Source organism: Ruegeria sp. PrR005 (assembly GCF_010500245.1).
Lineage (GTDB): Bacteria > Pseudomonadota > Alphaproteobacteria > Rhodobacterales > Rhodobacteraceae > Ruegeria_B > Ruegeria_B marisflavi.
This window is the reverse complement of record NZ_JAAGOX010000007.1, coordinates 21,150-42,326: the sequence shown is the minus strand read 5'-3', so window position 1 is coordinate 42,326 and position 21,177 is coordinate 21,150. Positions and strand designations below refer to the sequence as shown.

17 protein-coding genes and 1 pseudogene are annotated in these 21,177 nt (G+C 63.8%); 3 read left to right on the top strand and 15 right to left on the bottom strand.

Translation table 11 applies throughout. The features are described from left to right. Positions 1-53 precede the first annotated feature (53 nt). From G0P99_RS04795 to G0P99_RS04765, 7 genes are all read right to left on the bottom strand, one after another. Positions 54-728: a YjbF family lipoprotein gene (locus G0P99_RS04795; protein ID WP_239059683.1), complete on the bottom strand. Its 675-nt coding sequence runs from the start codon at positions 726-728 to the stop codon at positions 54-56. Next, on the bottom strand, positions 725-2,845 hold the full coding sequence (locus G0P99_RS04790; protein ID WP_164128251.1) for a YjbH domain-containing protein: 2,121 nt from the start codon (positions 2,843-2,845) through the stop codon (positions 725-727). The genes G0P99_RS04795 and G0P99_RS04790 overlap by 4 nt, the downstream gene beginning before the upstream one ends. Positions 2,846-3,011: 166 nt before the next feature. Beyond that, the gene (locus tag G0P99_RS04785) at positions 3,012-4,886 is read right to left on the bottom strand and encodes a nucleoside-diphosphate sugar epimerase/dehydratase (protein ID WP_164128249.1); all 1,875 of its coding nucleotides are present in this window, start codon (positions 4,884-4,886) and stop codon (positions 3,012-3,014) included. Between the two features lie 250 nt (positions 4,887-5,136). Beyond that, the gene (gene galE / locus G0P99_RS04780; protein WP_164128247.1) at positions 5,137-6,120 is read right to left on the bottom strand and encodes a UDP-glucose 4-epimerase GalE; all 984 of its coding nucleotides are present in this window, start codon (positions 6,118-6,120) and stop codon (positions 5,137-5,139) included. A 15-nt stretch (positions 6,121-6,135) separates the two neighbouring features. Then, the gene (gene galU, locus G0P99_RS04775) at positions 6,136-7,029 is read right to left on the bottom strand and encodes a UTP--glucose-1-phosphate uridylyltransferase GalU (protein ID WP_164128246.1); all 894 of its coding nucleotides are present in this window, start codon (positions 7,027-7,029) and stop codon (positions 6,136-6,138) included. A gap of 147 nt (positions 7,030-7,176) precedes the next feature. After that, positions 7,177-7,785: a sugar transferase gene (locus G0P99_RS04770; protein ID WP_164128244.1), complete on the bottom strand. Its 609-nt coding sequence runs from the start codon at positions 7,783-7,785 to the stop codon at positions 7,177-7,179. Then, positions 7,782-8,654 carry an NAD(P)-dependent oxidoreductase gene (locus G0P99_RS04765; protein ID WP_164128242.1) on the bottom strand — a complete coding sequence of 291 codons (873 nt, stop codon included), beginning with the start codon at positions 8,652-8,654 and terminating at the stop codon, positions 7,782-7,784. Before G0P99_RS04765 ends, G0P99_RS04770 begins: the two co-directional genes overlap by 4 nt. 88 nt (positions 8,655-8,742) lie before the next feature. Between G0P99_RS04765 and G0P99_RS04760 the strand changes: the two genes are divergently transcribed. Then, entirely contained in the window at positions 8,743-9,870 is a 1,128-nt protein-coding gene (locus G0P99_RS04760) for a polysaccharide biosynthesis/export family protein (protein ID WP_164128240.1), read from the top strand. A 16-nt stretch (positions 9,871-9,886) separates the two neighbouring features. Here the strand turns inward: G0P99_RS04760 and G0P99_RS04755 are convergent, their stop codons facing one another. The 6 genes from G0P99_RS04755 to G0P99_RS04730 form a co-directional block, all read right to left on the bottom strand. Beyond that, positions 9,887-11,137 carry a glycosyltransferase gene (locus G0P99_RS04755; protein WP_164128238.1) on the bottom strand — a complete coding sequence of 417 codons (1,251 nt, stop codon included), beginning with the start codon at positions 11,135-11,137 and terminating at the stop codon, positions 9,887-9,889. A gap of 18 nt (positions 11,138-11,155) precedes the next feature. Further along, a complete protein-coding gene (gene rfbA / locus G0P99_RS04750) occupies positions 11,156-12,028 on the bottom strand; it encodes a glucose-1-phosphate thymidylyltransferase RfbA (RefSeq protein ID WP_164128236.1) in 873 nt (290 codons plus the stop codon). A gap of 57 nt (positions 12,029-12,085) precedes the next feature. After that, positions 12,086-12,952 carry a dTDP-4-dehydrorhamnose reductase gene (rfbD, locus tag G0P99_RS04745; protein ID WP_164128234.1) on the bottom strand — a complete coding sequence of 289 codons (867 nt, stop codon included), beginning with the start codon at positions 12,950-12,952 and terminating at the stop codon, positions 12,086-12,088. Then, a complete protein-coding gene (gene rfbB / locus G0P99_RS04740; protein ID WP_164128232.1) occupies positions 12,949-14,001 on the bottom strand; it encodes a dTDP-glucose 4,6-dehydratase in 1,053 nt (350 codons plus the stop codon). Before rfbB ends, rfbD begins: the two co-directional genes overlap by 4 nt. Positions 14,002-14,007: 6 nt before the next feature. Continuing rightward, positions 14,008-14,562 (bottom strand): dTDP-4-dehydrorhamnose 3,5-epimerase, encoded by a 555-nt coding sequence (rfbC, locus tag G0P99_RS04735; protein WP_164128230.1) that lies wholly within the window; start codon positions 14,560-14,562, stop codon positions 14,008-14,010. 105 nt (positions 14,563-14,667) lie between these two features. Then, a complete protein-coding gene (locus tag G0P99_RS04730) occupies positions 14,668-15,690 on the bottom strand; it encodes a replication initiator protein A (RefSeq protein ID WP_164128228.1) in 1,023 nt (340 codons plus the stop codon). Positions 15,691-16,096: 406 nt separating this feature from the next. On the opposite strand from G0P99_RS04730, the gene G0P99_RS04725 reads away from it, so the two are divergent. Together G0P99_RS04725 and G0P99_RS04720 are read left to right on the top strand one after the other, a co-directional pair. Continuing rightward, positions 16,097-17,485 carry an AAA family ATPase gene (locus G0P99_RS04725; protein WP_164128226.1) on the top strand — a complete coding sequence of 463 codons (1,389 nt, stop codon included), beginning with the start codon at positions 16,097-16,099 and terminating at the stop codon, positions 17,483-17,485. Positions 17,486-17,517: 32 nt separating this feature from the next. Continuing rightward, complete coding sequence (locus tag G0P99_RS04720) at positions 17,518-18,594, top strand: ParB N-terminal domain-containing protein (RefSeq protein ID WP_164128224.1); 1,077 nt, start codon at positions 17,518-17,520, stop codon at positions 18,592-18,594. Positions 18,595-18,685: 91 nt separating this feature from the next. Here G0P99_RS04720 and G0P99_RS04715 read toward each other — a convergent pair. Continuing rightward, positions 18,686-19,989 (bottom strand): annotated as a pseudogene (locus G0P99_RS04715) (UDP-glucose/GDP-mannose dehydrogenase family protein). Positions 19,990-20,081: 92 nt separating this feature from the next. Then, positions 20,082-21,083, bottom strand: coding sequence for an NAD-dependent epimerase/dehydratase family protein (locus G0P99_RS04710; RefSeq protein ID WP_164128222.1), 1,002 nt, complete (start codon positions 21,081-21,083; stop codon positions 20,082-20,084). Positions 21,084-21,177: the final 94 nt, after the last annotated feature.

Here is a 21,177-nt window from a genome sequence, read left to right as displayed (position 1 = left end):
GCGCGCCTGTCCACTGAAAAGCGGCACTTTTTCGCGCTTCAGGAAAAAAACGCCTAAGGCGCAAGCTGTCGCAGCCGAAGATATCCCAAATGGGGACCCGCCCATTGGCGGGACTGCCGGACGACACCGGCACGCTCTTCAACCCAGTAATCATTGACCACTTCACCACCTGAGCCGCTGCAACTCTGCCGCAAGTGGCGGGTCGGATAGCGTCGTTCGACGATCTCGACGGTCTCCGCCCCCAAGTCTTCCAGGTCACAGACCAACACCAGGCGCCGCGCCTCTTCGTCGCCGCCGCGAATCAACATCACATGCGCGCCCCCTCCCGAGGGACCGGGCTGGCCTCCGCTGACACGTATTTCGCTCGAGAGGATGTCGCCCCCCAGACCGCGGGTCGCCACCAGCACCCCGTTGCGCAGCGCCAAGGTGGAATTGTCCCCGGTTCGCCAGACGGTAACCTGCCCCGCAGCGCCTTCGTCCCGCTCCGCATTGACATAGAGATAGGCGGCCGCGCCGCGTGTCTCGAGCGTCACTTCCAGAGCCGGGCCATCCAATGCGTCAAGCTGCGCCCGGGTCACCGGCGGCAGACCTGTCTCCGCAGGGGAAATCCGCTGCCGGATCAGATCGCGCGTATTGGAAAACACCTGCACCTGCAACGGGGCTTCCTCGGTCCCGCTGGAACAGGCCGCAAGCAGGACGGCCAGAGCAAGAGACGCAAGTACCCTCATTCCCAGAACCCCGCCCATTGATCGGTCAGCGCCTTGTGATGGGCCTTGCGTACCTCGCCATAAAGCCGCCCCGGCACCGACAACCGCGCGCCGCCATCACGTTGGATCGGGCGAATCACCGTGCCCATGCTCTTGCGACTCGGCTTGCCCAGGAACCAGCCCAGCGGCATCGAGAAGCGGATCCCCTTGTCGAAGGACCCTTCGCCGAATTCGGCCGCCGAGACATTGGTGAGGGTAAAGAAAGCGCCCACCGACCAGCCATTGGCAAAGACCCGGTCCAGCGCGAATGTCGCGCCCACATCCCCGGCCAGGTAACGGCCGACATCGATCTGCCCATGCAGCCCGTTGTTGAAATCCATATAGGCCGAGGCATGGCCGGTGAAGACCTTGTAATCCTGGAAACCCAGCCTCTGGTTGTAATCCCGCTTGAGCGCGTAATTCAGTTCGACCCCCAGCGCCAACAGGCTGTTGACCGGTTTCCACAAAAGCTCGGTCGAAAGCCCGCCGTAAGCGTATTCGAAATAACCCGCCGTCACGCGCGCATAGAGATCCTCGCCCGGCTGCCAGTAGCGCGCCACATAAAGGTTGTTCAGCGTGGTGCCGTATTGCGCATAAAGCGCCTGGTCGGTGCGCACCGGCGGCAGGGCCGAGGGCGAGACCCGCCCATCCTTGAGGTTGCCCGCCAGCCGCTGGCGCAGCTTGCCAGAGATCACCCAGCCCGGCGCCGGCTGATAGGTAGCGCCGAAATCGACGCCAACGTCGATGCGGATCGGTTGTTGCGGGTCGAAATAGGCCGGCGCGAAATAGGGCGCGACCGACCAGCTGAAATCGGGATAAAGCTCGCGCCCGAACACCGCCGTCTCAGATGGCGGCCCCGCCGCCCCGATACCCGCCACGGCCAGGATCGCATCCGGTGCCTCGGGATCGAATTCCAGCGCTTCCAGATCCGAGCGCCGGATGGTGACCCGCGACAGGCTCAGCCCGCGCGACACCAGCACCAGATCAAAGGTCTCGACCGAGGGCGGCATGACCCGCGCCAGCGCCCGCGCCGCCCGGCCGATGGCAATCGCGTTCGACATGTAGCGCGTGTTGCGGAACCGAAGCTCAACCCGGTCGGCGCTGACGTCCAGGCTTTCCAGGATCAGCCCATCGTCCTTCAGGATCGGTCCCAGCAGCGAGCGCAAGAGCGGCGCCGGTTTCGCATCGGCCCAGGAGGTGCTCCAGGCCTCGGGGTTGGTGGCCCGATCGGGCCGTACCGCCACCGGCTGCGGCGCCGGCACGGTCATCGGCATCGGCGGTTGTTTCGGGTTCAGCTGGATCTGGGCGCTGAGACCGAATTCGGACCCATAAAGGTAATAGGCCCCCAGCCGGGTCCGGGGGCTGGCCTGCCATTCGACCCCGAAGTTCACCGGCGATTTCTTCTGGAACACCGAAGTGGTCTGGGTCTCGGTCACGTAATCGTCCGAGGAATACTCTAGCTTCAGCGCCCATTTCTCGTTCATCTGCCATTCAAGACCGCCGAACAGCGCCATCGGGCCGCGGAACCACTGGTCATAGGAGAGCTGTCCACCGGTATTGCTCGGATCATAGGGCGGCCGGGTGCCGAACCCGCCGAAGGAGCCGAAAGAGCCGAACCGCCCCCAGCCGAGACCTGCGCTCAGTTTCAGCCGCCCGGGCAGGCGCGAGGTGCCCAGCGGCGGCGTCTCAAATGTCTTGGTGGCCACCAGATATTCACCCGCATAGATGCCGGTGCCGGCGAAATCCTGGAGCCCCAGGGTGATCTGCGGACGATAGCGGCCTTCCTGCGCCAGCCGGAACCGCACGTCGAAACCGCGGTCGTAATAGGTGGGGAACCCGGCAAGGTTCCAGTTCCGGATCGAGTTGTAGCGGAAGCTCGCCGACATCCAGGGCGTTGGCTGGAAGGTCAACGTATAACGCCCCTGGCCGCCGAAATAGCTGATCGTGGTGGTGAACTGCCCTTCGGGCAGCATCTCGCCCGAGGGCATGTCGATCAGCCCCGGCACCCCATAAAAGTTCAGGCTGGGTTGTGGCACGATCCGGAAACGGGGCGTGTCCACCGCCTCCTGCGCCGAGGCACCTGCCGTGAATACCACCATGCAGAGCGCTGCGACCCATGCCCGCGCCCGACCCTGCCTGCATGTTGCGTTGCTCTTCAACCCAAGCGCCCCTGCCTGTCGTCCTCTGTCGCCCTTAGATCATGAAGCCGGGGCCGGGATCAATTACGTTGACCGGCCCCGCAGACCGGTCGTGAAAAAAACAGGGTCACGATGTCTTGCGATTGTCGTCCCAGACACTGTACCCCTCGACCCAGCGCAGGATGACCTGCCGGGCAGCAGACTCGTCGCTGGCCGCCAGCGCCTCGCGCAGACCGCGCAGCAGGGCGGCGACCTCGATTTCCGAAAGCTTGGCTTCCTGGGCACAGAAAATCTTCTGATGGCGGGTTCCGATCAGATCCCGGCTCAGGGTCAGTTCTTCCTCCAGCTTCTCGCCCGGCCGCAGACCGATGATTTCGATCTCGATATCGCCATCGGGATTGTCGGCATCACGCACCGCATAGCCGGCGCGCTGGATCACCTGGCGGGCCAGTTGCATGATCGGAACCGGCTCTCCCATGTCGAGCACGAAAACCTCGCCCCCGCGCGCCTCGGATCCGGCCTTGAGCACCAGTTGCACCGCCTCGCTGATGGTCATGAAATAGCGTTTGACCCGCGGATCGGTCACCGTGACCGGACCACCCCGGCTGATCTGATCCTGGAACAGGGGCACCACGGATCCGCTGGAGCCCAGCACATTGCCGAACCGGACCATGGCAAAGATGGTAGCGGCATAACGGGTGGCCAGATCCTGCACCACCAGTTCGGCCAGCCGCTTGCTGGCCCCCATCACATTGGTCGGGCGTACCGCCTTGTCCGAAGAGATCAGGATGAACCGCTCCACCCCCAGCACCGCCGCCTCGCGCGCCAGCGTCTGGGTTCCGAAAACATTGTTGGCCAGCCCGGCCAGCGGATTGGCTTCGACCAGGGGAACATGCTTGTAGGCGGCCGCATGCAATACGACCTGCACGCCATGATCGGTCAGCACCTTGCGCACCTGGCGCGGGTCGGTGACCGAGCCCAGCACCGGAACGATCTCGATCCCGGTATCCTCGGCCAACTGTTCCAGTTCCTGATGCACCAGATAGAGCGCCAGCTCGCTCAGCTCGTAAAGCACCAGCTTGGCCGGACGGCAGTTCAGGATCTGACGGCAGAGTTCCGATCCGATCGACCCACCCGCCCCCGAGACAAGAACCACCCGTCCCGCGTAACTGTCGCAATCCGCCTCCAGAGCGACCTTGCGGGCCGCACGGCCCAGGAAATTCTGAGGCGCCACCGGGGTCAGCTTGTCCACCAGCGCCTCTTCCCCGATCAGCTGGGCGAAGCTGGGCAACGCCTGCACCTCCAGCCCCATGGTCTGCAACCGCTTGATGATCTGGGCCTGTTTCGGCTGGCTCTGCGACGGCATCGCCAGCAATACCCGGCTGATCTCGCGAGCCTTGACGATCTCGGCGATGCGCGCCGGCGGATAGACCGGCAGGCCCATCAGCACCATGCCCTGGAGCGAGGTATTGTCATCGACAAAGGCCACCGGGTCGATGCGGTCATGCGCCTTCAGCGCCTGAGCCAGCTGGGTTCCGGTGGTTCCGGCCCCATAGATCAGCACCCGGCGCCGCGGCTGCGCCCGGCGGTATATGGCAAGAACGACCTGATACAGCACGACCCGGGCGGCCACGAGGAACAGGAAATAGCTGATCCCGAACATCACATGAGTGCCCGGCGGCAACTCTATCCCGCTTACCTCGGTGAGCAGGGCCGAAGCCCCTGCAAGCAGCAACGCCAGAACCGCTGTCATGCCGACGGCATGGCCCTCATAGGCATTGAGCTGGATATGAGGCAGGCCAAGCCAGAGCGACAGGCCCGCCGCCGCGGCCATCAGGTAGGGTTGAACCGGCGCCGTCTGGATCAGCGTCTCGATCGGCGTCGTCGGCAGGGATTGCAGCGTATAGGTGAACAGCAGGGCCAGCGGTATGAGCGCCAGATCAACGGCGATGAACACATATGCCTTTTGGCTGCGGCTCAGCGCACTGATCACTCTGAACATCTGGCCGCCCCCTTTTTCAAATACTTTGCGCAGGCAACACCGAGCCTTGCCCCGATTTCGAATACCGACCCTGCTCTACGCGGATGCGACGACCGCGCAACTGGAAAACTGCCTCAAAAACTCTGTTCCTGTTCCTATCGCAATTGCCCGGTTTTTCAAAATGCTGAATGACGGAAAACCGCCATGCCCCCTTCACTTGCGGGAATCCGCCGAAAGATGCGCCACTCTGCCGCAGAGAGGGCTTCGCCGATCAGCCCGAGTAGGCCCCGTTCTGATGCCAGCGCCAGGCGTCGGCGATCATCGTGGCCATGTTCGAGCGCGCCGGAGACCAGCCAAGCTCGTGCGACGCCCGCACCGAGCCCGAAACCAGCTTGGTGGCGTCCCCCGCCCGTCGCGGCCCCTCGCGCATCGGCACCGGCCGATTCGTCACCCCCCCGGCATGGTCCACCACCTCGCGTACCGAAAACCCGGTGCCGGTGCCCAGGTTGAACACCCGGCTGGGCTTGCCGCCCTCCAGCCATTTCAGCCCCAGCACATGGGCATCGACCAGATCCATCACATGCACATAGTCACGGATGCAGGTGCCGTCAGGCGTGTCGTAATCGGTGCCGTGGATGGTCAGCGCATCGCGCTTTCCGTCGATCGCATCCAGGATCAGCGGGATCAGATGCGTCTCGGGACGGTGAAACTCGCCCACCTCACCCTCGGGGTCGGCGCCTGCCACGTTGAAATAGCGGAAGATCACGTGCCGCAACCCGTGCGCCGCCTCGAAATCGCGCAGCATGTCCTCGATCGCGCGCTTGCTGGCGCCATAGGCGTTCAGCGGCAGTTGCGGCGTGTTCTCGTCCAGCACCACGTTGTCATGCTCGCCATAGGTGGCGCAGGTCGAGGAGAAGACGAAGTCCAGACACCCCGCATCCACCGACGCCTGGATCAGGTTCAGCGATCCGGTGACGTTGTTGGACCAGTAGCGGCCCGGCGCGGTCATCGCCTCGCCCACCTGGCTCAGCGCCGCGAAATGCATCACCGCGACAGGCCGATAAGCGGCAAAGACCTCGTCCAGCCGCGCCCGGTCCATCAGGTCGCCCTGTTCGAAGGGCCCGAATTTCACCGCGTCCTGCCAGCCGGTGACCAGGCTGTCATAGGTGACCGGGATATAGCCCGCACCGGCCAGAACCTTGCAGGCATGGGACCCGATATAACCGGCGCCCCCGGTGACCAATACATTGGGCATCAGTCGCGATCCCGCTTATTCCGCCGCTTTCGAAGTTTGCATGACCTCGCCCAGATACCGGTTCAGATCGTCCCGCAAATCCTCGCGCGCCAAGGCAAAGGCCACGGTCGCCTGCAGGAAACCCGCCTTGGAGCCGCAATCGAAACGCTGGCCGCGGAACCGGTAGCCATAGACCGGGGTGCCCGCCTCGATATCCTCGGCGATGGCGTCGGTCAGCTGGATCTCGCCACCGGCACCCTGTTTCATCTTGTTGAGATTGCGCAGCACCGAGGGACCCAGGATGTAGCGGCCGATCACCGCCAGGTTCGAGGGCGCGGTGCCCGGTTCGGGCTTTTCCACCATGCCCCGAGCGGACACCACCGACCCCATGTCATCGGCCACATCGAGTACGCCATAGGCGCTGGCCTTCTCCGGCGGCACCTCCATCGCGGCAACCATGTTGCCGCCGGTCTCGGCATAGGCCTCGACCATCTGTTGCAGACAGGGTTTCTCGGCCGCGATCACGTCATCGGGCAGCATCACCGCAAAGGGCTCGTTGCCGATCAGACGGCGGGCACACCAGACCGCGTGCCCCAGCCCCAGCGCCTTGTGCTGGCGGATATAGGCGATGGCGCCGCTATCCATGTTGGTCGTCTTGAGGATATCGAGGAGATCGGTCTTGCCCTTCTTGCGCAGCTCCTGCTCAAGCACCGGGTTGTGGTCGAAATAATCCTCGAGAGCCGATTTCCCACGCGAGGTGACGAAAATGAATTCTTTGATCCCGGCGGCGCGCGCCTCGTCGATGGCGTATTGCACCAGCGGCCGGTCGACTAGGGTCATGATCTCCTTCGGCACAGACTTAGTCGCGGGAAGGAAGCGCGTTCCTAGGCCTGCGACCGGGAAAATGGCTTTCGTAACCTTACGCATCATAATCCATCCTCATACAAAACAGCAATTTAGAACCCTCGGGACCAGTCCTTCTCCTGATACGCTGGAACCCCATGAAAACGCAATGCCGTCAGATAGATTGTATATGTCTGAAAGAGAATGACCCAATACCCCAAGGTTTGTTCGCAATCATCTCCGAAACAGGTTCCCGATGGTCTGGAACACCAAGTCGAAATCGTAGCACATGTTCTGGTGGCGCTGATAGATGAGGTCCAGCCGCGCCTTGGCGGGCACGCAGGTCCGGGAGTAGACCCTGTCGGTCTCCTCGGGCGAGGCGCAGCGCTCCAGCAAGGCCGCCTCGTGCTTGTGATAGATGATCGAGGCAAGCCCGGTGACACCGGGCCGCGACTTCAGCACCTTGCCATAGATCTCAGGATAGCGTTCGACATATTGCCGGAGCGGCGGGCGCGGCCCGACAAAACTCAGGTCACCCCTCAGGATGTTCCAAAGCTGCGGAAACTCGTCGAGCCGTTTTGACCGCAGCCAGGCGCCGGTGGGCGTGATCCGCGCGCTCTTGTCGCCGCCCGAAACGCCGCTGTCGGTGTCGACCACGGTCATCGTCCTGAGCTTCCACAGCATGAAGGGTTCATCCACCCCCTTCATCCGCTCGGCCACGTAGAAGATCGGGCGCCCCTCCTTGATCAGCAGCCAGATCAGCAGGCCCAGCAGGATCGGTCCCAGCACCACCACCAGAAGCGAGGCAAAGAACAGGTCGAACAGGCGTTTGCTCCAGGTCATGATCTCTCTTGTCCTTCCGCCAGATAGGGCCTTATCCGCTGCCAGTCCGCGACCATGCCGGCCGGGTCGGATGGCGAAGCGCCCACAGGGCTTAGGGCAGCCAGGCGGGTGGTGTCCAGTTCCACCTGCGCGATGACATCGGCGGGGGCGGGGCGCGGATGCCAGTCGAGCCCGGCCGCATCCAGCAGATCGCCCATTGCCACGGTGCCGGGGCTGGCGATGTTCAGGACAGCGGGCAGCTCGGGCGCCGCCGCCACTGCGGCCAAAGCCGCGGCCAGACCGGACAGGCCGATGTAACTGCGCCGGGGCGTACCGCCACCGGGCAGCACATCCAGCGCGAATCCCGCGCGCCAGCCCCCCAGAATAGCGTCCAATCCTGCGATATTGCCAATCCTGAGCGATGTCAGCCCGACGCCCAGATCAGCGGCCAGCGCCGCGCCCTGTGTCTCCATCCGGGCCTTGGCCTGGCCATAGGGATGGACGGGCGCGGGCGGCAAATCCTCGCCCAACAGACCCGGCCGGTTGCCGTAAACCGCCGCCGACGAGGCCAGCAGCACCCGTGCGCCCGAGGCCGCGCCGGCACGAATCGCCGCCTCGGCCAGCCGCAGGTTGTCGTCGAAATCGGCCCCGCGCGCCGCCTGCCCATGGGTCACCCCTGCCAGACACAGGATCACCGCCCGGCCCCGCGCGGCCTGCTCACCTGCGGCCATATCGCGCAACGGATCGTATATCACCCAATGCCCCTCAGCCGCGGACGGGCGGTATCGACCCTGCCACAGCACCTTGTCCCCCTGCCCCGCCCAGCAATGGCGCAGCACCCGGCCGATACGGCCGGTGGCTCCGAGAACCAGAAGGGCGGGAAATGACATAACACTCTTTGTTCAGGTTGACGGGTTGTCCTACGCCAGTATCTTGCGGACACCAAAAATCAAGGCGTTTTCCCGACAGGCGGTATTCATGCGGCACCTTATGATCCTTCTCCTCCTGGCCAGCATCGGCCTGCTGCCCGCCGCCTGCTCACGCAGCCGGCTGCCCGGCGGTGCCCCGGTCAGCGAAGAGATCCTGAAACAGGCCGACTCGGAAAACGCCGATTTCGCGCTCTACACGGTCAATCGCGCCTTTTTGCCGACCGTTTCGCAATGGCCGCCCACCGGCAAGCAGGAGAACCTGCGCTGGATCGGCTCCAGCCAGGGCGCCAAGACCCAGATCATCCAGCCCGGCGACAAGCTGACGCTGCGGATCTGGGACAGCAGCGACAATTCGCTGCTGACCTCGGTCGAACAGAAGATGGTGCAGTTGCAGGATGTGACCGTGGCCGCCAACGGCTCGATCTTCATGCCCTATGTCGGCAATATCAGCGTCATCGGCCTGACCCCGGACCTGGCACGCGAGAACCTGCAAGCGGCGCTGGAGGCGATCGTGCCCTCGGCGCAGCTCCAGCTCGACATGCGCGAGGGGCGCAACAACTCGGTCGATCTGGTCAGCGGCGTGGCCCGGCCGGGCACCTATCCGATGCCCGACCGCAACTATACGGTGATGGGCCTGATCTCGGCAGGCGGCGGGCTCAGCCCGACGCTCAACAACCCCCAGATCAGGCTGGTGCGCGGCAGCGCGATCTATGGCACCTCGGTCGATGCCCTGCTGAACAATCCAAACTACGACACGCTGCTCAGGGGCGGCGACCGGGTCTTTGTCGAAGAGGACGAGCGCTATTTCCTCTCCTTCGGCGCCACCGGTCGCGAGGCGCTGCATATCTTCACCAAGGACAAGCTGTCGGCGATGGACGCGGTGTCGATCTCGGGCGGGTTGCAGGATAACAAGGCCGACCCCAAGGGCATTCTGGTGCTGCGCGAATACCCCTCGTCGGCGGTAGCGGCCGGTAATCGCGGTCCGCGTCACATGCGGGTGGTGTTCTCGCTGGATCTGACCACGGCAGACGGACTGTTTTCGGCGCGCCAGTTCCAGATCAACCCCGATGACCTGGTCATCGCCACGGAATCGCCGATCAACGACGTGCTGACCGTGTCAAATATTATCGGTAACTTCGTCGGCGTCTTCAACGCCACCACCCGGATCGGCAACTGATCCGGACGGACCCGGGTCAGGCCGGCAGCGGGATTTGCCTGTCTGCCGGCACCAGGCTGTTCATCTGCCGGATATGTTCCGGCAGGCAGCGGGTGAGAAAGTCGTATTTGCCCACCACATGCGCCCGGGCGGCCGGGCCCAGATGGGCATAGGCGCCGGGATCGGCCAACACGTCGACCACCTGATCGGCGAGCGCGTCCGGGTCGAAGAAATCCACCAGCATCCCGGTTTCACCATGGCTCAGCGCCTCGCGCACCGAAGGCACGTCCGAGGCCACGATGGTGGCCTGCATCGCCATCGATTCCAAAAGCGACCAGCTGAGCACGAAGGGCATGGTCAGATGCAGGTGGCAGCGGCTGATCTGTACCACCTGGCAATAGGCCGAATAAGGCACCCGGCCCAGGAAATGCACCCGGTTCCAGTCGACCCGGTCGCCCAGTTTCTCGGTCAGTTCCGCGCGCAGCCCCTTGGGATGCTTGCTGCGTCGCCCGTAAGAGACATCATCGCCCCCCACCACCAGCACCCGGGCCTGTGGACGCGCCGCGAGAATTTTCGGCAGCGCCGCCATGAAGACATGAAACCCGCGCGCATGTTCGAGATTGCGCGCCAGATAGGTAAAGACCTCGTCCTGCCGCGTGAGCGGCCGGTCAAGCCGACCCAGGTTCAGCGACACATCCGGATCGGGGCCCAGCCGGTCGGTGCGGATACCGTCATGGCAGGTATAGAACTTGTCGTGGAAACTGGCCGGAAAGGTCTGTTTCTGCCATTCGGTCGGCACATGGCCCAGATCCACATGCTGGATCGCGGCATAGGGCACCGCGTTGCGCGCCTCCATCAGGAACGGCATGTGATCCGAGACCGGCTCATCGGGATCGAACCCCACCAGCCCGCCGGTGGCGTTGTAGAAATACTCGAAGAACCCCAGGATCGGCACATCCGGCCAGATCTGCTTCATGAACAGAAGCTCGCCCCAGCCGGTATGGCCCAGGATCAGATCGGGTCGGAACCCGTCCCGGCCCAGCTCGCGGGCTGCCATGGCGGCGCCGAACCCGGCGCCGGTGGCCTCTTCCCAGACCTTGGACAGGCCATAGGCCTTGTCAGCCGCCTTATGATGCGCCGCATAGATCCGGGTGGTGACCCCGGCGATCTGCGGCGCATCCTTGCGCTGGGTCAGAAAGACGATGCGATGCCCCCCCTGCGCCACCAGCCACATCAGCAGCTCCCGGTATTGCCCGGGCATATTCTGGTGAACGAAGAGGATGTTCATCGGCGCCCTCCCGGAAAATCAGTGCAGCAACCCCTTGAGATACGCACCATATCCGTTCTTCTTGAACAGATCCGCGCGCTCGGCCAGCGCTTCGGTCGAAATCCAGCCATGCTGATAGGCGATCTCCTCCAGACAGCCGGTTTGCAGGCCCTGGCGTTTTTCCAGCGTGCGCACGAAGTTGCCCGCATCCAGCAGCGACCCATGGGTGCCGGTATCCAGCCAGGCATAACCACGGCCCATGCGTTTTACCCGCAGCTGCTCCTCGTTGAGGTACATCTCCAGAAGCGTGGTGATCTCGACCTCGCCCCGGGGCGAGGGCTTGACCTCGCGGGCCCGTGCCGAGGCAGTGCCATCAAGGAAATAGAGACCGGTCACGGCATAGTTCGACGGAGGCACCTCGGGCTTCTCGATAATCGCGCGGGCCTTGCCGGTGGCGTCGAAATCCACCACCCCATAACGTTCAGGATCCGAGACGTGATAGCCAAAGACGGTACCGCCGACCTCTTCCTTGTCGGCCGCCGACAGCAGTTGCGGCAGGCCGTGACCGAAAAAGATGTTATCGCCCAGAACCATCGCGCTGGGGGCGCCGGCCAGGAAATCCTCGGCCAGGATATAGGCCTGCGCCAGGCCGTCGGGGCTGGGTTGCACCACATAGCTCAGCGACAGGCCCCACTGGCTGCCATCCCCCAGGGTGCGCATGAACTGGTCCTGGTCCTGCGGCGTGGTGATGATGCAGATCTCGCGGATGCCCGCCAGCATCAGCACGCTGAGCGGATAGTAGATCATCGGCTTGTCGTAAATCGGCAGCAGTTGCTTGGAGACCCCCATGGTGATCGGATAAAGCCGGGTGCCGCTGCCGCCGGCCAAGATGATGCCCTTGCGATTGCTCATGCCTTGTCTTTCAACCTCTTGGAATATGTCGCCTTGTTCAGGCCCTAATAAGGAAATTCAGTCTTGTTTCAATGCGCCGAGATCAGCCAGAATCTCGGTCAGCCCGGCGCGCCAGTCGGGCCGGGGCAGGCCAAAGGCCGCCTCGGTGGCCGAATTGTCCATGCGCGAGTTGAACGGGCGCTTGGCCGGGGTGGGATAGTCCGAACTGGGAATATCGACCACCTCGCAGGTGATCCCGGCCTGGGCAAAGATTTCGCGTGCGAAATCGGCCCAGCTGACATCCGGCCCGCCCGAGACGTGATAGGTGCCCGATTTCGACGGATCCGCCACCAGCTGCCGGGCCGCCGCCAGGCAAGCATCGGCGAGCGCCGCCGCCGGGGTCGGGCCGCCCACCTGATCGGCCACGATGGTCAGCCGGTCGCGCTCGGCCCCCAGTTTCAGCATGGTCTTGATGAAGTTGTGACCATGGGACGACACCACCCACGATGTGCGCAGGATCGCGTGCACGCCACCGGCGGCGCGGACCGCGGTCTCGCCATTCAGCTTGGTGCGGCCATAGGCCCCCAGCGGCTCGGTCGGGGCATCGACGGCAAAGGGCTGGTCGCCCGAGCCGTCGAACACGTAATCGGTCGAGACCTGCACGAAGGGCAGCCCCCGTGCCGCCGCCGCCCGCGCCAGCGCGCCCGGCGTGGTGGCGTTGATCTGCTCGGCCAGGGCCTCGTCCTCTTCGGCCTTGTCGACAGCGGTATAGGCCACCGCATTGATCACCGCCTCCGCATCAGTGGCTTCGACAAAGGCGACGCAGGCGTCAGGGTTGGTAAAATCGGCAACATCCAGCCCGCGGATCTCGAGCTCTGCATCGCCGGCGCGGCGGATCAGTTCCTGACCCAGCTGACCGATCTCTCCGAATACCAGGATCTTCATGCCTTCACCCCCAATCGCTGGCCGACACCTTCACGGTTCTGCAACGCGCGCCACCAGTCCTCGTTGTCGAGATACCACTCAACCGTGCGGCGCAGCCCCTCCTCGACGGTGACGCTGGGCCGCCAGCCTAGTTCCTCGCGGATGCGGGTCGGGTCGATGGCATAGCGGGCATCATGTCCGGGACGGTCGGTGACAAAGGTGATCTGCTCGGCATAGGCCTTGCCATCGGCGCGCGGGCGCAGGTCGTCCAGGATGCCGCAGAGCGTGTTCACCAGTTCCAGGTTGGTACGCTCGTTCTCGCCACCAATGTTGTAGGAGCGGCCCACCGCCCCCTTCTGCACCACCAGCAAAAGCGCGTCGGCATGATCCTCGACATAGAGCCAGTCGCGGATGTTCGAGCCGTCGCCATAGATCGGCAGCGGCTTGCCCGCCAGCGCGTTCAGGATGATCACCGGGATCAGCTTTTCGGGGAAGTGATAGGGGCCGTAATTGTTGGAACAATTGGTCAGCACCACCGGCAGGCCATAGGTCTCGTGCCAGGCGCGCACCAGGTGGTCGGAACTGGCCTTGGAGGCCGAATAGGGGCTGCGCGGATCATAGGCGGTGTCTTCGGTGAACATCACCGCCGGATCGGCAGGCAGGCTGCCATAGACCTCGTCGGTCGAAATGTGATGGAACCGGAAACCCGCGGGCTTGCCCGCCTGCATCCAGTACTTGCGCGCCGCCTCCAGCATATTGAACGTACCGGTGATATTGGTCTCGATGAAATCACCCGGCCCGTCGATCGACCGGTCCACATGGCTTTCGGCGGCCAGGTGCATCACCGCGTCGGGCCTGTGTTCGGCAAAGACGGCATCCAGCGCCGCGCGGTCGCGGATATCGGCCCGGACAAAACCGTAACCGGGATGCCCGGCCACGCTGGCCACATTGTCGAGACAGGCGGCATAGGTCAGCGCGTCGAGGTTGACGACCTGGTGACCATCCCGGATCGCGTTCCGCACAACGGCGGACCCGATGAAGCCCGCGCCCCCGGTTATCAGCAGTTTCATCTGTTCTTATCCTTCCCAGACAAAGGGGCTGTCAAAATCAGCCAGAGCGGGCGCGGCGGCATCCTTGGGGCTCAGAACCGGGTCGCCATCGAATTCCCAGGCGATGCCGCAACTGTCCCAGCGCACCGCGCCATCACATTCCGGCGCATAATAATCGGTGCATTTATAGCAGATCTCGGTGTTAGGCGCGCGGGTGACAAACCCGTGCAGGAACCCCTTTGGCACCAGCAGTTGCTTGCCATTCTCGGCGGTCAGTTCAACCCCGACCCATTGGCCATAGGTCGGGCTGCCCTTGCGGATATCGACCGCGACGTCAAACAGCGCCCCCTGGCCACAGCGCACCAGCTTGTCCTGGGCCGCGGGCGGGCTCTGGAAGTGCAGCCCCCGGATGGTGCCCACCTGGGCAGACATCGAATGGTTATCCTGCACGAAATCCAGCGTGATCCCTTGCTCGGCCAGAACCTTGCGGTTCCAGCTTTCGCTGAAGAATCCACGGTCGTCGCCAAATCGCTTTGGGGTCAATATCTTCACCCCGGGCAACTTTGTCTCTTCTATCTGCATGGTCTTCCAAATGTTGTCCTGAAACTCTGCCCCACTTACCAAGCCTGCTCCGGGCTGTCACCGGGGCTGGTCGACAAAAATCCCGAACCGGCCTCAAAACAGCATCTATTTCAGACCTGACCGCTTTCTGACCCACCCCAGAAAGGCCCCGTCCGGCCTTCTGAGGCGCGGCGCCCCCGACCGGGCCCAGACCCCGCGCCATTCCGCCTCGAGCGCATAGACATCCTGGCCCGGCATAAGGGCGCGCGCATCCTCCAGCGCCTGGGTGCTCAGGACCGGCGGATGGATGTCGCCATCGATCAACCCGCCGCGCGGGGCAAAGCGGATCAGGTCGCCCGGTTCCTCGGTCATCTCGTAATCGGGCAGATGGCCGGCCTCGATCATGTCGCGCAGCATCTTGCGGAACACCCGGCGCGGCGAGGCCGAGCCCGATTTCTTCAAGAGCGTGTCGACCGAGACGGTCCAGGCCGGCTGGCGGCCGCAATGTTTGCGCGCCAGTTCATAGATGCGCCGCTCGAGCGGTTTGCGCAGGCGGAAGTAATCGCGGCTGAGCGTCAGCACCGATTTCGACAGCACCGCGCGATACAGCCAGTCGGACAGCGTCACCGCCACGCTGACCATGCGCCCGCCCCGGGTCTTGCGCACGATCTCCCAGCTTTCGATCAGGCCGAACCCGGTGGTGGTCTCGACCTCGCCGGTGACGATATTGGTGGTGATGCGGGTGCCCGCCAGCCGCTCGAACGCCTCGCGCAGGCGGCGATAGGCATCGCCTGAGGTCTCGCGATTGGTGGCGATCAGCAGGTCATGCGCCTTGAGCTGCACCGTGCGGCTGACCCGGCGGCCCACGTTCAGCGCCGCCATCAGCTGGCTGATGCAGAAGATCAGGATATCCTTGTCATGGATGGTGGCCAGCCCCCGCATGCTGGGGGTGACGGTGATCTCGGTGCCATTATGGTCGTATTGCAGGATGCGCCGGTCGGGCCGGGTCGCCAGCGAGAACAGCGGATGTTCCATGCTGGCGATATCATCCTTGGGGATCGCATCGAAGATGTCGCAGACGAAGAAATCGCCCTGCTGATGACGATCGGGCAAAAGCCCCGCGCCCATTGCTGTCACTGCCCTGCTCATGGCCCTGCCTTCGGTGCCTGTTCTGCGGTCGGTATCCGACTCGTTTTCTTTCGTGGTTTTAGTGACACCACCCTAGAGTTATCCACAAGCCCGCACAACGGGGGTTCGGAGTCACCTGATCGGGGGTTCAGAGTCACTCTTTCGGGGGTTCAGAGTCGCCTCTACCCAGAGATTTTATGTTTTCCCTTTGTTTCAAAAGGGAAAATCCCTGGACCGAGGTTCCGTAACATATAAATAACACAAATCTAACAAGACAAAAAAATCGCCAGCCCAGCGAAAGTGCGGTAAAACAGCCGCACCACCCCCTTAATTTGCTTAGAAAATCTGCGCGACATGCGCCTTTTTCTTCCATGTGCCGCCTTTTTCGGTATCATGGAGAAAACACAGCACATTGAGCAGATTTCCCATGTCCAAGGACAACACACCCCTGCCCCCCTATTTCAACATCGACCCGGACGCAGCACTGGCCGAGCTGGATTTACCCACAGGTACCCATGGCTTTGCCGCCATTGCCGAGGCCTGCACCCGCGGCCGCGCCGATCTGGCCAGCCGGGGCATGAACGAAGAAGGGCGCAAGACGCTGCGCCTGTTTTCCACCTGGGAGATCACCCGCTATCTGATCCCGGTGGCCCAGGCCCATTTCCGCCGCGTGCTGAAGCAGAATCCGGACCTGCCGCAGGGCCGCTCGGAAACCGAGGGCGGCGCCAAGTGGTTCACACTGGACGAGGTGCTGCGCCTGCGCGCGCATTTCGGGGCGCAGGGATCGAAGGCCAAGAACTATCTGCCCTACCGCCCCGCCGGCCAGCCCGCGAAACTGGTGGCGGTGGCCAACTTCAAGGGCGGCGTCGGCAAGACCAGCACGGCGGCGCATCTGGCCATGTCGGCGGCGCTGGATGGTTATCGGGTGCTGGTGATCGACCTCGACAGCCAGGGCTCGATGACCTCGATCTTTGGCGGCCGGGTCGAGGATGAATGGCAAACCGCCTTTCCGCTGCTGGCGCGTCACTACGGCGAGTATCTGCGGATCGAGAACCAGCGCCGGCTGGACCGGGGCGACGCGCCCCAGCCGCTGGACGAGGCGCTGAGCGCTGCCATGAAGATGACCGCGCGGGATGTGATCCAGTCCACCCACTGGCCCAATATCGACCTGATCGGCGCACAGCTGAACCTTTACTGGGCCGAGTTCCAGATCCCGGTCTGGCGCATGGCCGCGCGCGGATGGAAGCTGTGGGACGCGCTGACCGACCGGCTTGAGGCTGACGGTGTGCTGGACGACTATGACCTGGTCTTCATCGACACGCCGCCCGCGCTGGGGTACCTCACCATCAACGGGCTGGCGGCGGCGGATATCCTGCTGGTGCCGCTGGGCGCCTCGTTCCTGGAGTTCGATTCCACCGGACGCTTCTTTGACATGCTGCATTCGACTTTCGCCAGTATCGAGGATGGAGAGAACATGGCCGCCCGCGCGCTGGGACGCCCCGAGATGGCGTTCGAATGGGATGCGGTACGCGCGGTGGTCACCCGGTTCGACGGCGCGCAGCAGGGCGAGCTTTCGGCTCTGATGCAGGCTTATCTGGGTAAGACGCTGTCGCCGCACCGGCAGGATTTCACCGCCCTGATCGGTCAGGCAGGCGAACGGGTGCATGGCATCTACGAGGCCGATTACCGCGATTTCAACCGCGAAACCTATGCTCGCGGGCGCGAGACCTTTGATGCCACTTACGCGGCATTCAAGCGGCTGTTGCTGGGGGTCTGGCGGCGCGACGAACTGGCCGCGCAGGCGGCAGCGGAATAACAGGGCCTAACAAGGGCAATCCGGAGGTAGAGATGGCAAAACGCAAGCGACTGAGCCCGGCACAACCGGTTTTCATGGATGGGCCCGTGCCCGGACAGCGGGCGCCCGAGACCAAGTCGATGCCACTGGGCGCGGGGCAGGCGCCGATTGCCCAGGTGGCGGGCGATGCCTCGGCCCGGGCGGCGCTGGACGAGATGAGCCAGGCCATGGCCGCGGCGCGGTCCCAGGGCCGGATGATCGAGCTGTTGCCGCTTGATGTGATCGACGAACGCCACCTGGTCCGTGACCGGCTGGAGCAGAACGAAGAGGAAATGACCGCGCTGCTCGACAGTTTGCGCGCACGCGGCCAGCAGATGCCGGTCGAGGTGGTCCCCCTGCCCGATCCCGCCGGCGGGCGCACCCATGGCCTGATCTCGGGCTGGCGGCGACTGACCGCGCTGCGCAGGCTCTACAAAGAGACTTTAGACCCTAAATTCGCTACCGTGCGTGCCATGGTGATCGCCCCCGAGACCGCGCAGGACGCCTATGTCGCGATGGTCGAGGAAAACGAGATCCGGGTGAACCTCAGCCATTACGAGCGCGCCCGGATCGCGGTGCGCGCGATGAAGGAGGGTGTCTATCCCAATCAGCGCGCCGCCTTGCAGGGGCTGTTTGGCAATACCACCCGCTCGCGCCGCTCCAAAATCGGGACCTTCATCCTGCTGGTCGAGGCATTCGACGCGGTGCTCTACTTCCCTTCGGCAATTTCCGAGAAGCTGGGCCTGGCGCTGGCGCGGGAAATGGTGCGCGACCCAGGCTTTACCGATCAGCTCAAGACCCGATTGCAAGATAGCCCCCGCGACAGCGCCCCGGCCGAAATGCGCATCCTGGCCCAAGCCCTGACCGAGCGCCAGGCACCACCGCCACCGCTAGCCGATCCCGAACCGCCGGCCCGCCCCCGGTTACGCTCGACCGCGCAGAACCCGGCCGCCGGCGAGCGGATCGTCACCCAGGTGACGCAGGGCATCGAAATGCGCTTTACTCCGGATCAGGGTCGCATCGAACTGGTGGGCGATGGGGTCTCCGAGCGGTTGGCCGAGATGCTGGAAGATTGGCTCAAATCCCTTTGATAGGGTCTTTCCTTTTGCTTCAAATATCCCGGGGGAGCCACGCTTCACGCTTAGATGTTTCGCGTGCGAAACGTTTCGCTAACCAATCGGCCTAGCGGCCAACCCCGATATACCGTTCGAACCCGGCCTTGCGAGCGGCTTTTTCCGAGTAGATGTTGCGCAGGTCGACCATACGCGGCGTTTCCATCTTGCGGGCCATCTGCTTGAGGTCGAGGGCGCGGAACTCGTTCCATTCGGTCAGCAGCACCACCAGATCGGCCTTGCGAGCGGCCTGATAGGGATCGTCCATCCATTTGACCCCTGGCAGAAGCGCCTCGCCCTCGGCCTCGCCTTGCGGATTGACCACCCGCACCCGGGCGCCGCTCCCGACCAGGGTCGGCACGATGGTGAGCGACGGAGACTCGCGCATGTCGTCGGTATTGGGTTTGAAGGTTACCCCTAGCACCGCGATGGTCTTGCCGTTGAAGCTGCCGTTCAGCGCGTCGCGGATCTTCTCGATCATGCGTTGCTTGATCTCGTCATTGACCCGGATCACCGTTTCGGTGATCCGCATCGGAAAGGCATGATCCTGCCCGATCCGCGCCAGCGCCGCAGTATCCTTGGGAAAGCACGAGCCACCGTAGCCGGGGCCGCCGTGCAGGAACTTGTTGCCGATCCGGCCATCCAGCCCATCCCGCGTGCCACTTCTTTGACATCGGCGCCGACCCGTTCGCACAGGCCCGCCACCTCGTTGATGAAGGTGATCTTGGTTGCGAGAAAGGCGTTGGCGGCGTACTTGATCATCTCGGCGCTTTCCAGGTCGGTGGTCAGAATCGGAAAGTCGCGCAGATAGAGTAGCTGGTAGATTTCGGCCATGACCTCGGCGGCGCGGGCGTTCTGTACACCCACCACCACCCGGTCGGGTTTCATGAAATCCTCGATTGCCGTGCCCTCGCGCAGGAACTTCGGGTTCGAGGCGACGTCGATTCCGGCTTGGGGGTTGGTCTTTGAGATGGTCTGCTTGACCTGCCGGTTGGTGCCCACCGGCACGGTGGATTTGGTCACCACCGCCGCATAGCCGGTGAGGGCCTGCGCGATCTCTTAGGCGGCGGTCATCACATAGGTCAGATCCGCCTGGCCATCACCACGCCGGGTGGGGGTGCCCACGGCGATAAACACCGCCGCGGCCCCGTCCACCGCGGCGGCCAGATCGGTGGTGAAGCTCAGCCGCCCGGCGGCCACGTTCCGCGCCATCAGCGCATCAAGGCCAGGCTCATAGATCGGCACCTCGCCGGTATTCAGCTTGCCGATCTTTTTCGCGTCCTTGTCGACGCAAATCACGTCATGTCCGAAATCGGAAAATCAGATGCCGGAGACCAGACCCACATAGCCGGTTCCGATCATGGCGATCCGCATAACCCCTACCTCTCTTGTCGTGCCGGGCTGCTCTTCCGGCCTGTTCACAATCGGTGGATCCGCCGCGCGTTGCACGTCTCTTTGGCGCGAGATCAGATCCGGTAATATGTGCGATACCAGTCGACGAAATGCTGCATGCCGGTGGCCAGCGGCGTGTCCATCCCGGCGCCGGTCAGGTCGCGCAACAGCCGGGTTTCGGCCCAGGTGGCGGGCACGTCGCCGGGCTGCATTGGCAGCATCCGCATCCGGGCCGGGCGGTCGCAGGCTGTTTCGATGGCGCGGATGAACGCCATCAGTTCGACAGGCTGGCTGGCGCCGATATTGACCACCCGAAAGGGTGCCACCGGGCTGAGACTGTCATGATCGCCCACCGGCGCCGTGCCGGGCACGGCCTCGGCCAGGCCCAGGATGGCGCTGACCAGATCGTCGATATAGGTGAAGTCCCGCCGCATCCGGCCGTTGTTGTAGACGTCGATCGTCTCGCCGCTCAGGATGGCGCGGGTGAACTTGAAATAAGCCATGTCGGGTCGGCCCCAGGGGCCGTAGACGGTGAAGAAGCGGAACATCGTCACTGGCATGCCAAAGAGATGGGCATAGGAATGCGCCATCGCCTCGTTCGCCTTCTTGGTGGCGGCGTAAAAAGACATCTGGCTGTCGGCCTTGTCGGTCTCGGCATAGGGCATCGCGGTATTGGCGCCATAGACCGAGCTGGTCGAGGCCAGCAGCATATGTTCGGGGGGATGGGCGCGGGCCGCCTCGAGCAACTCGTAGGTGCCCATGAGGTTTGCCTCGACATAATCGCGCGGCGCCTCGATCGAATGGCGCACGCCCGCCTGGGCGGCCAGGTGGAACACGCGGGTCGGGCGATGGGCGGCGAAGAGATCTGTCAGCAGGCCGGGGGTTTCCAGCTTGCCCGTCACCGGCAGGAACCCTTCTTGCCGCTCAAGCATCGCCAACCTGCGCCGTTTCAGTTCGGGGTCATAGTACGCGTTTAGGGAATCCAGTCCGATCACGCGCCATCCTGCCTGCAACAGGTGCAAGCTCAGGTGGTATCCGATGAAGCCGGCCGCGCCGGTGACGAGGGCTGTTTGCATGGGGGGATGCCTAAACACTTGCGCGCGCTGCTGCAAATCATTTGCGTATTGGGGGATGGTTGTTCCTGTAAGCGAGATGTCGGTAACGCAGGCC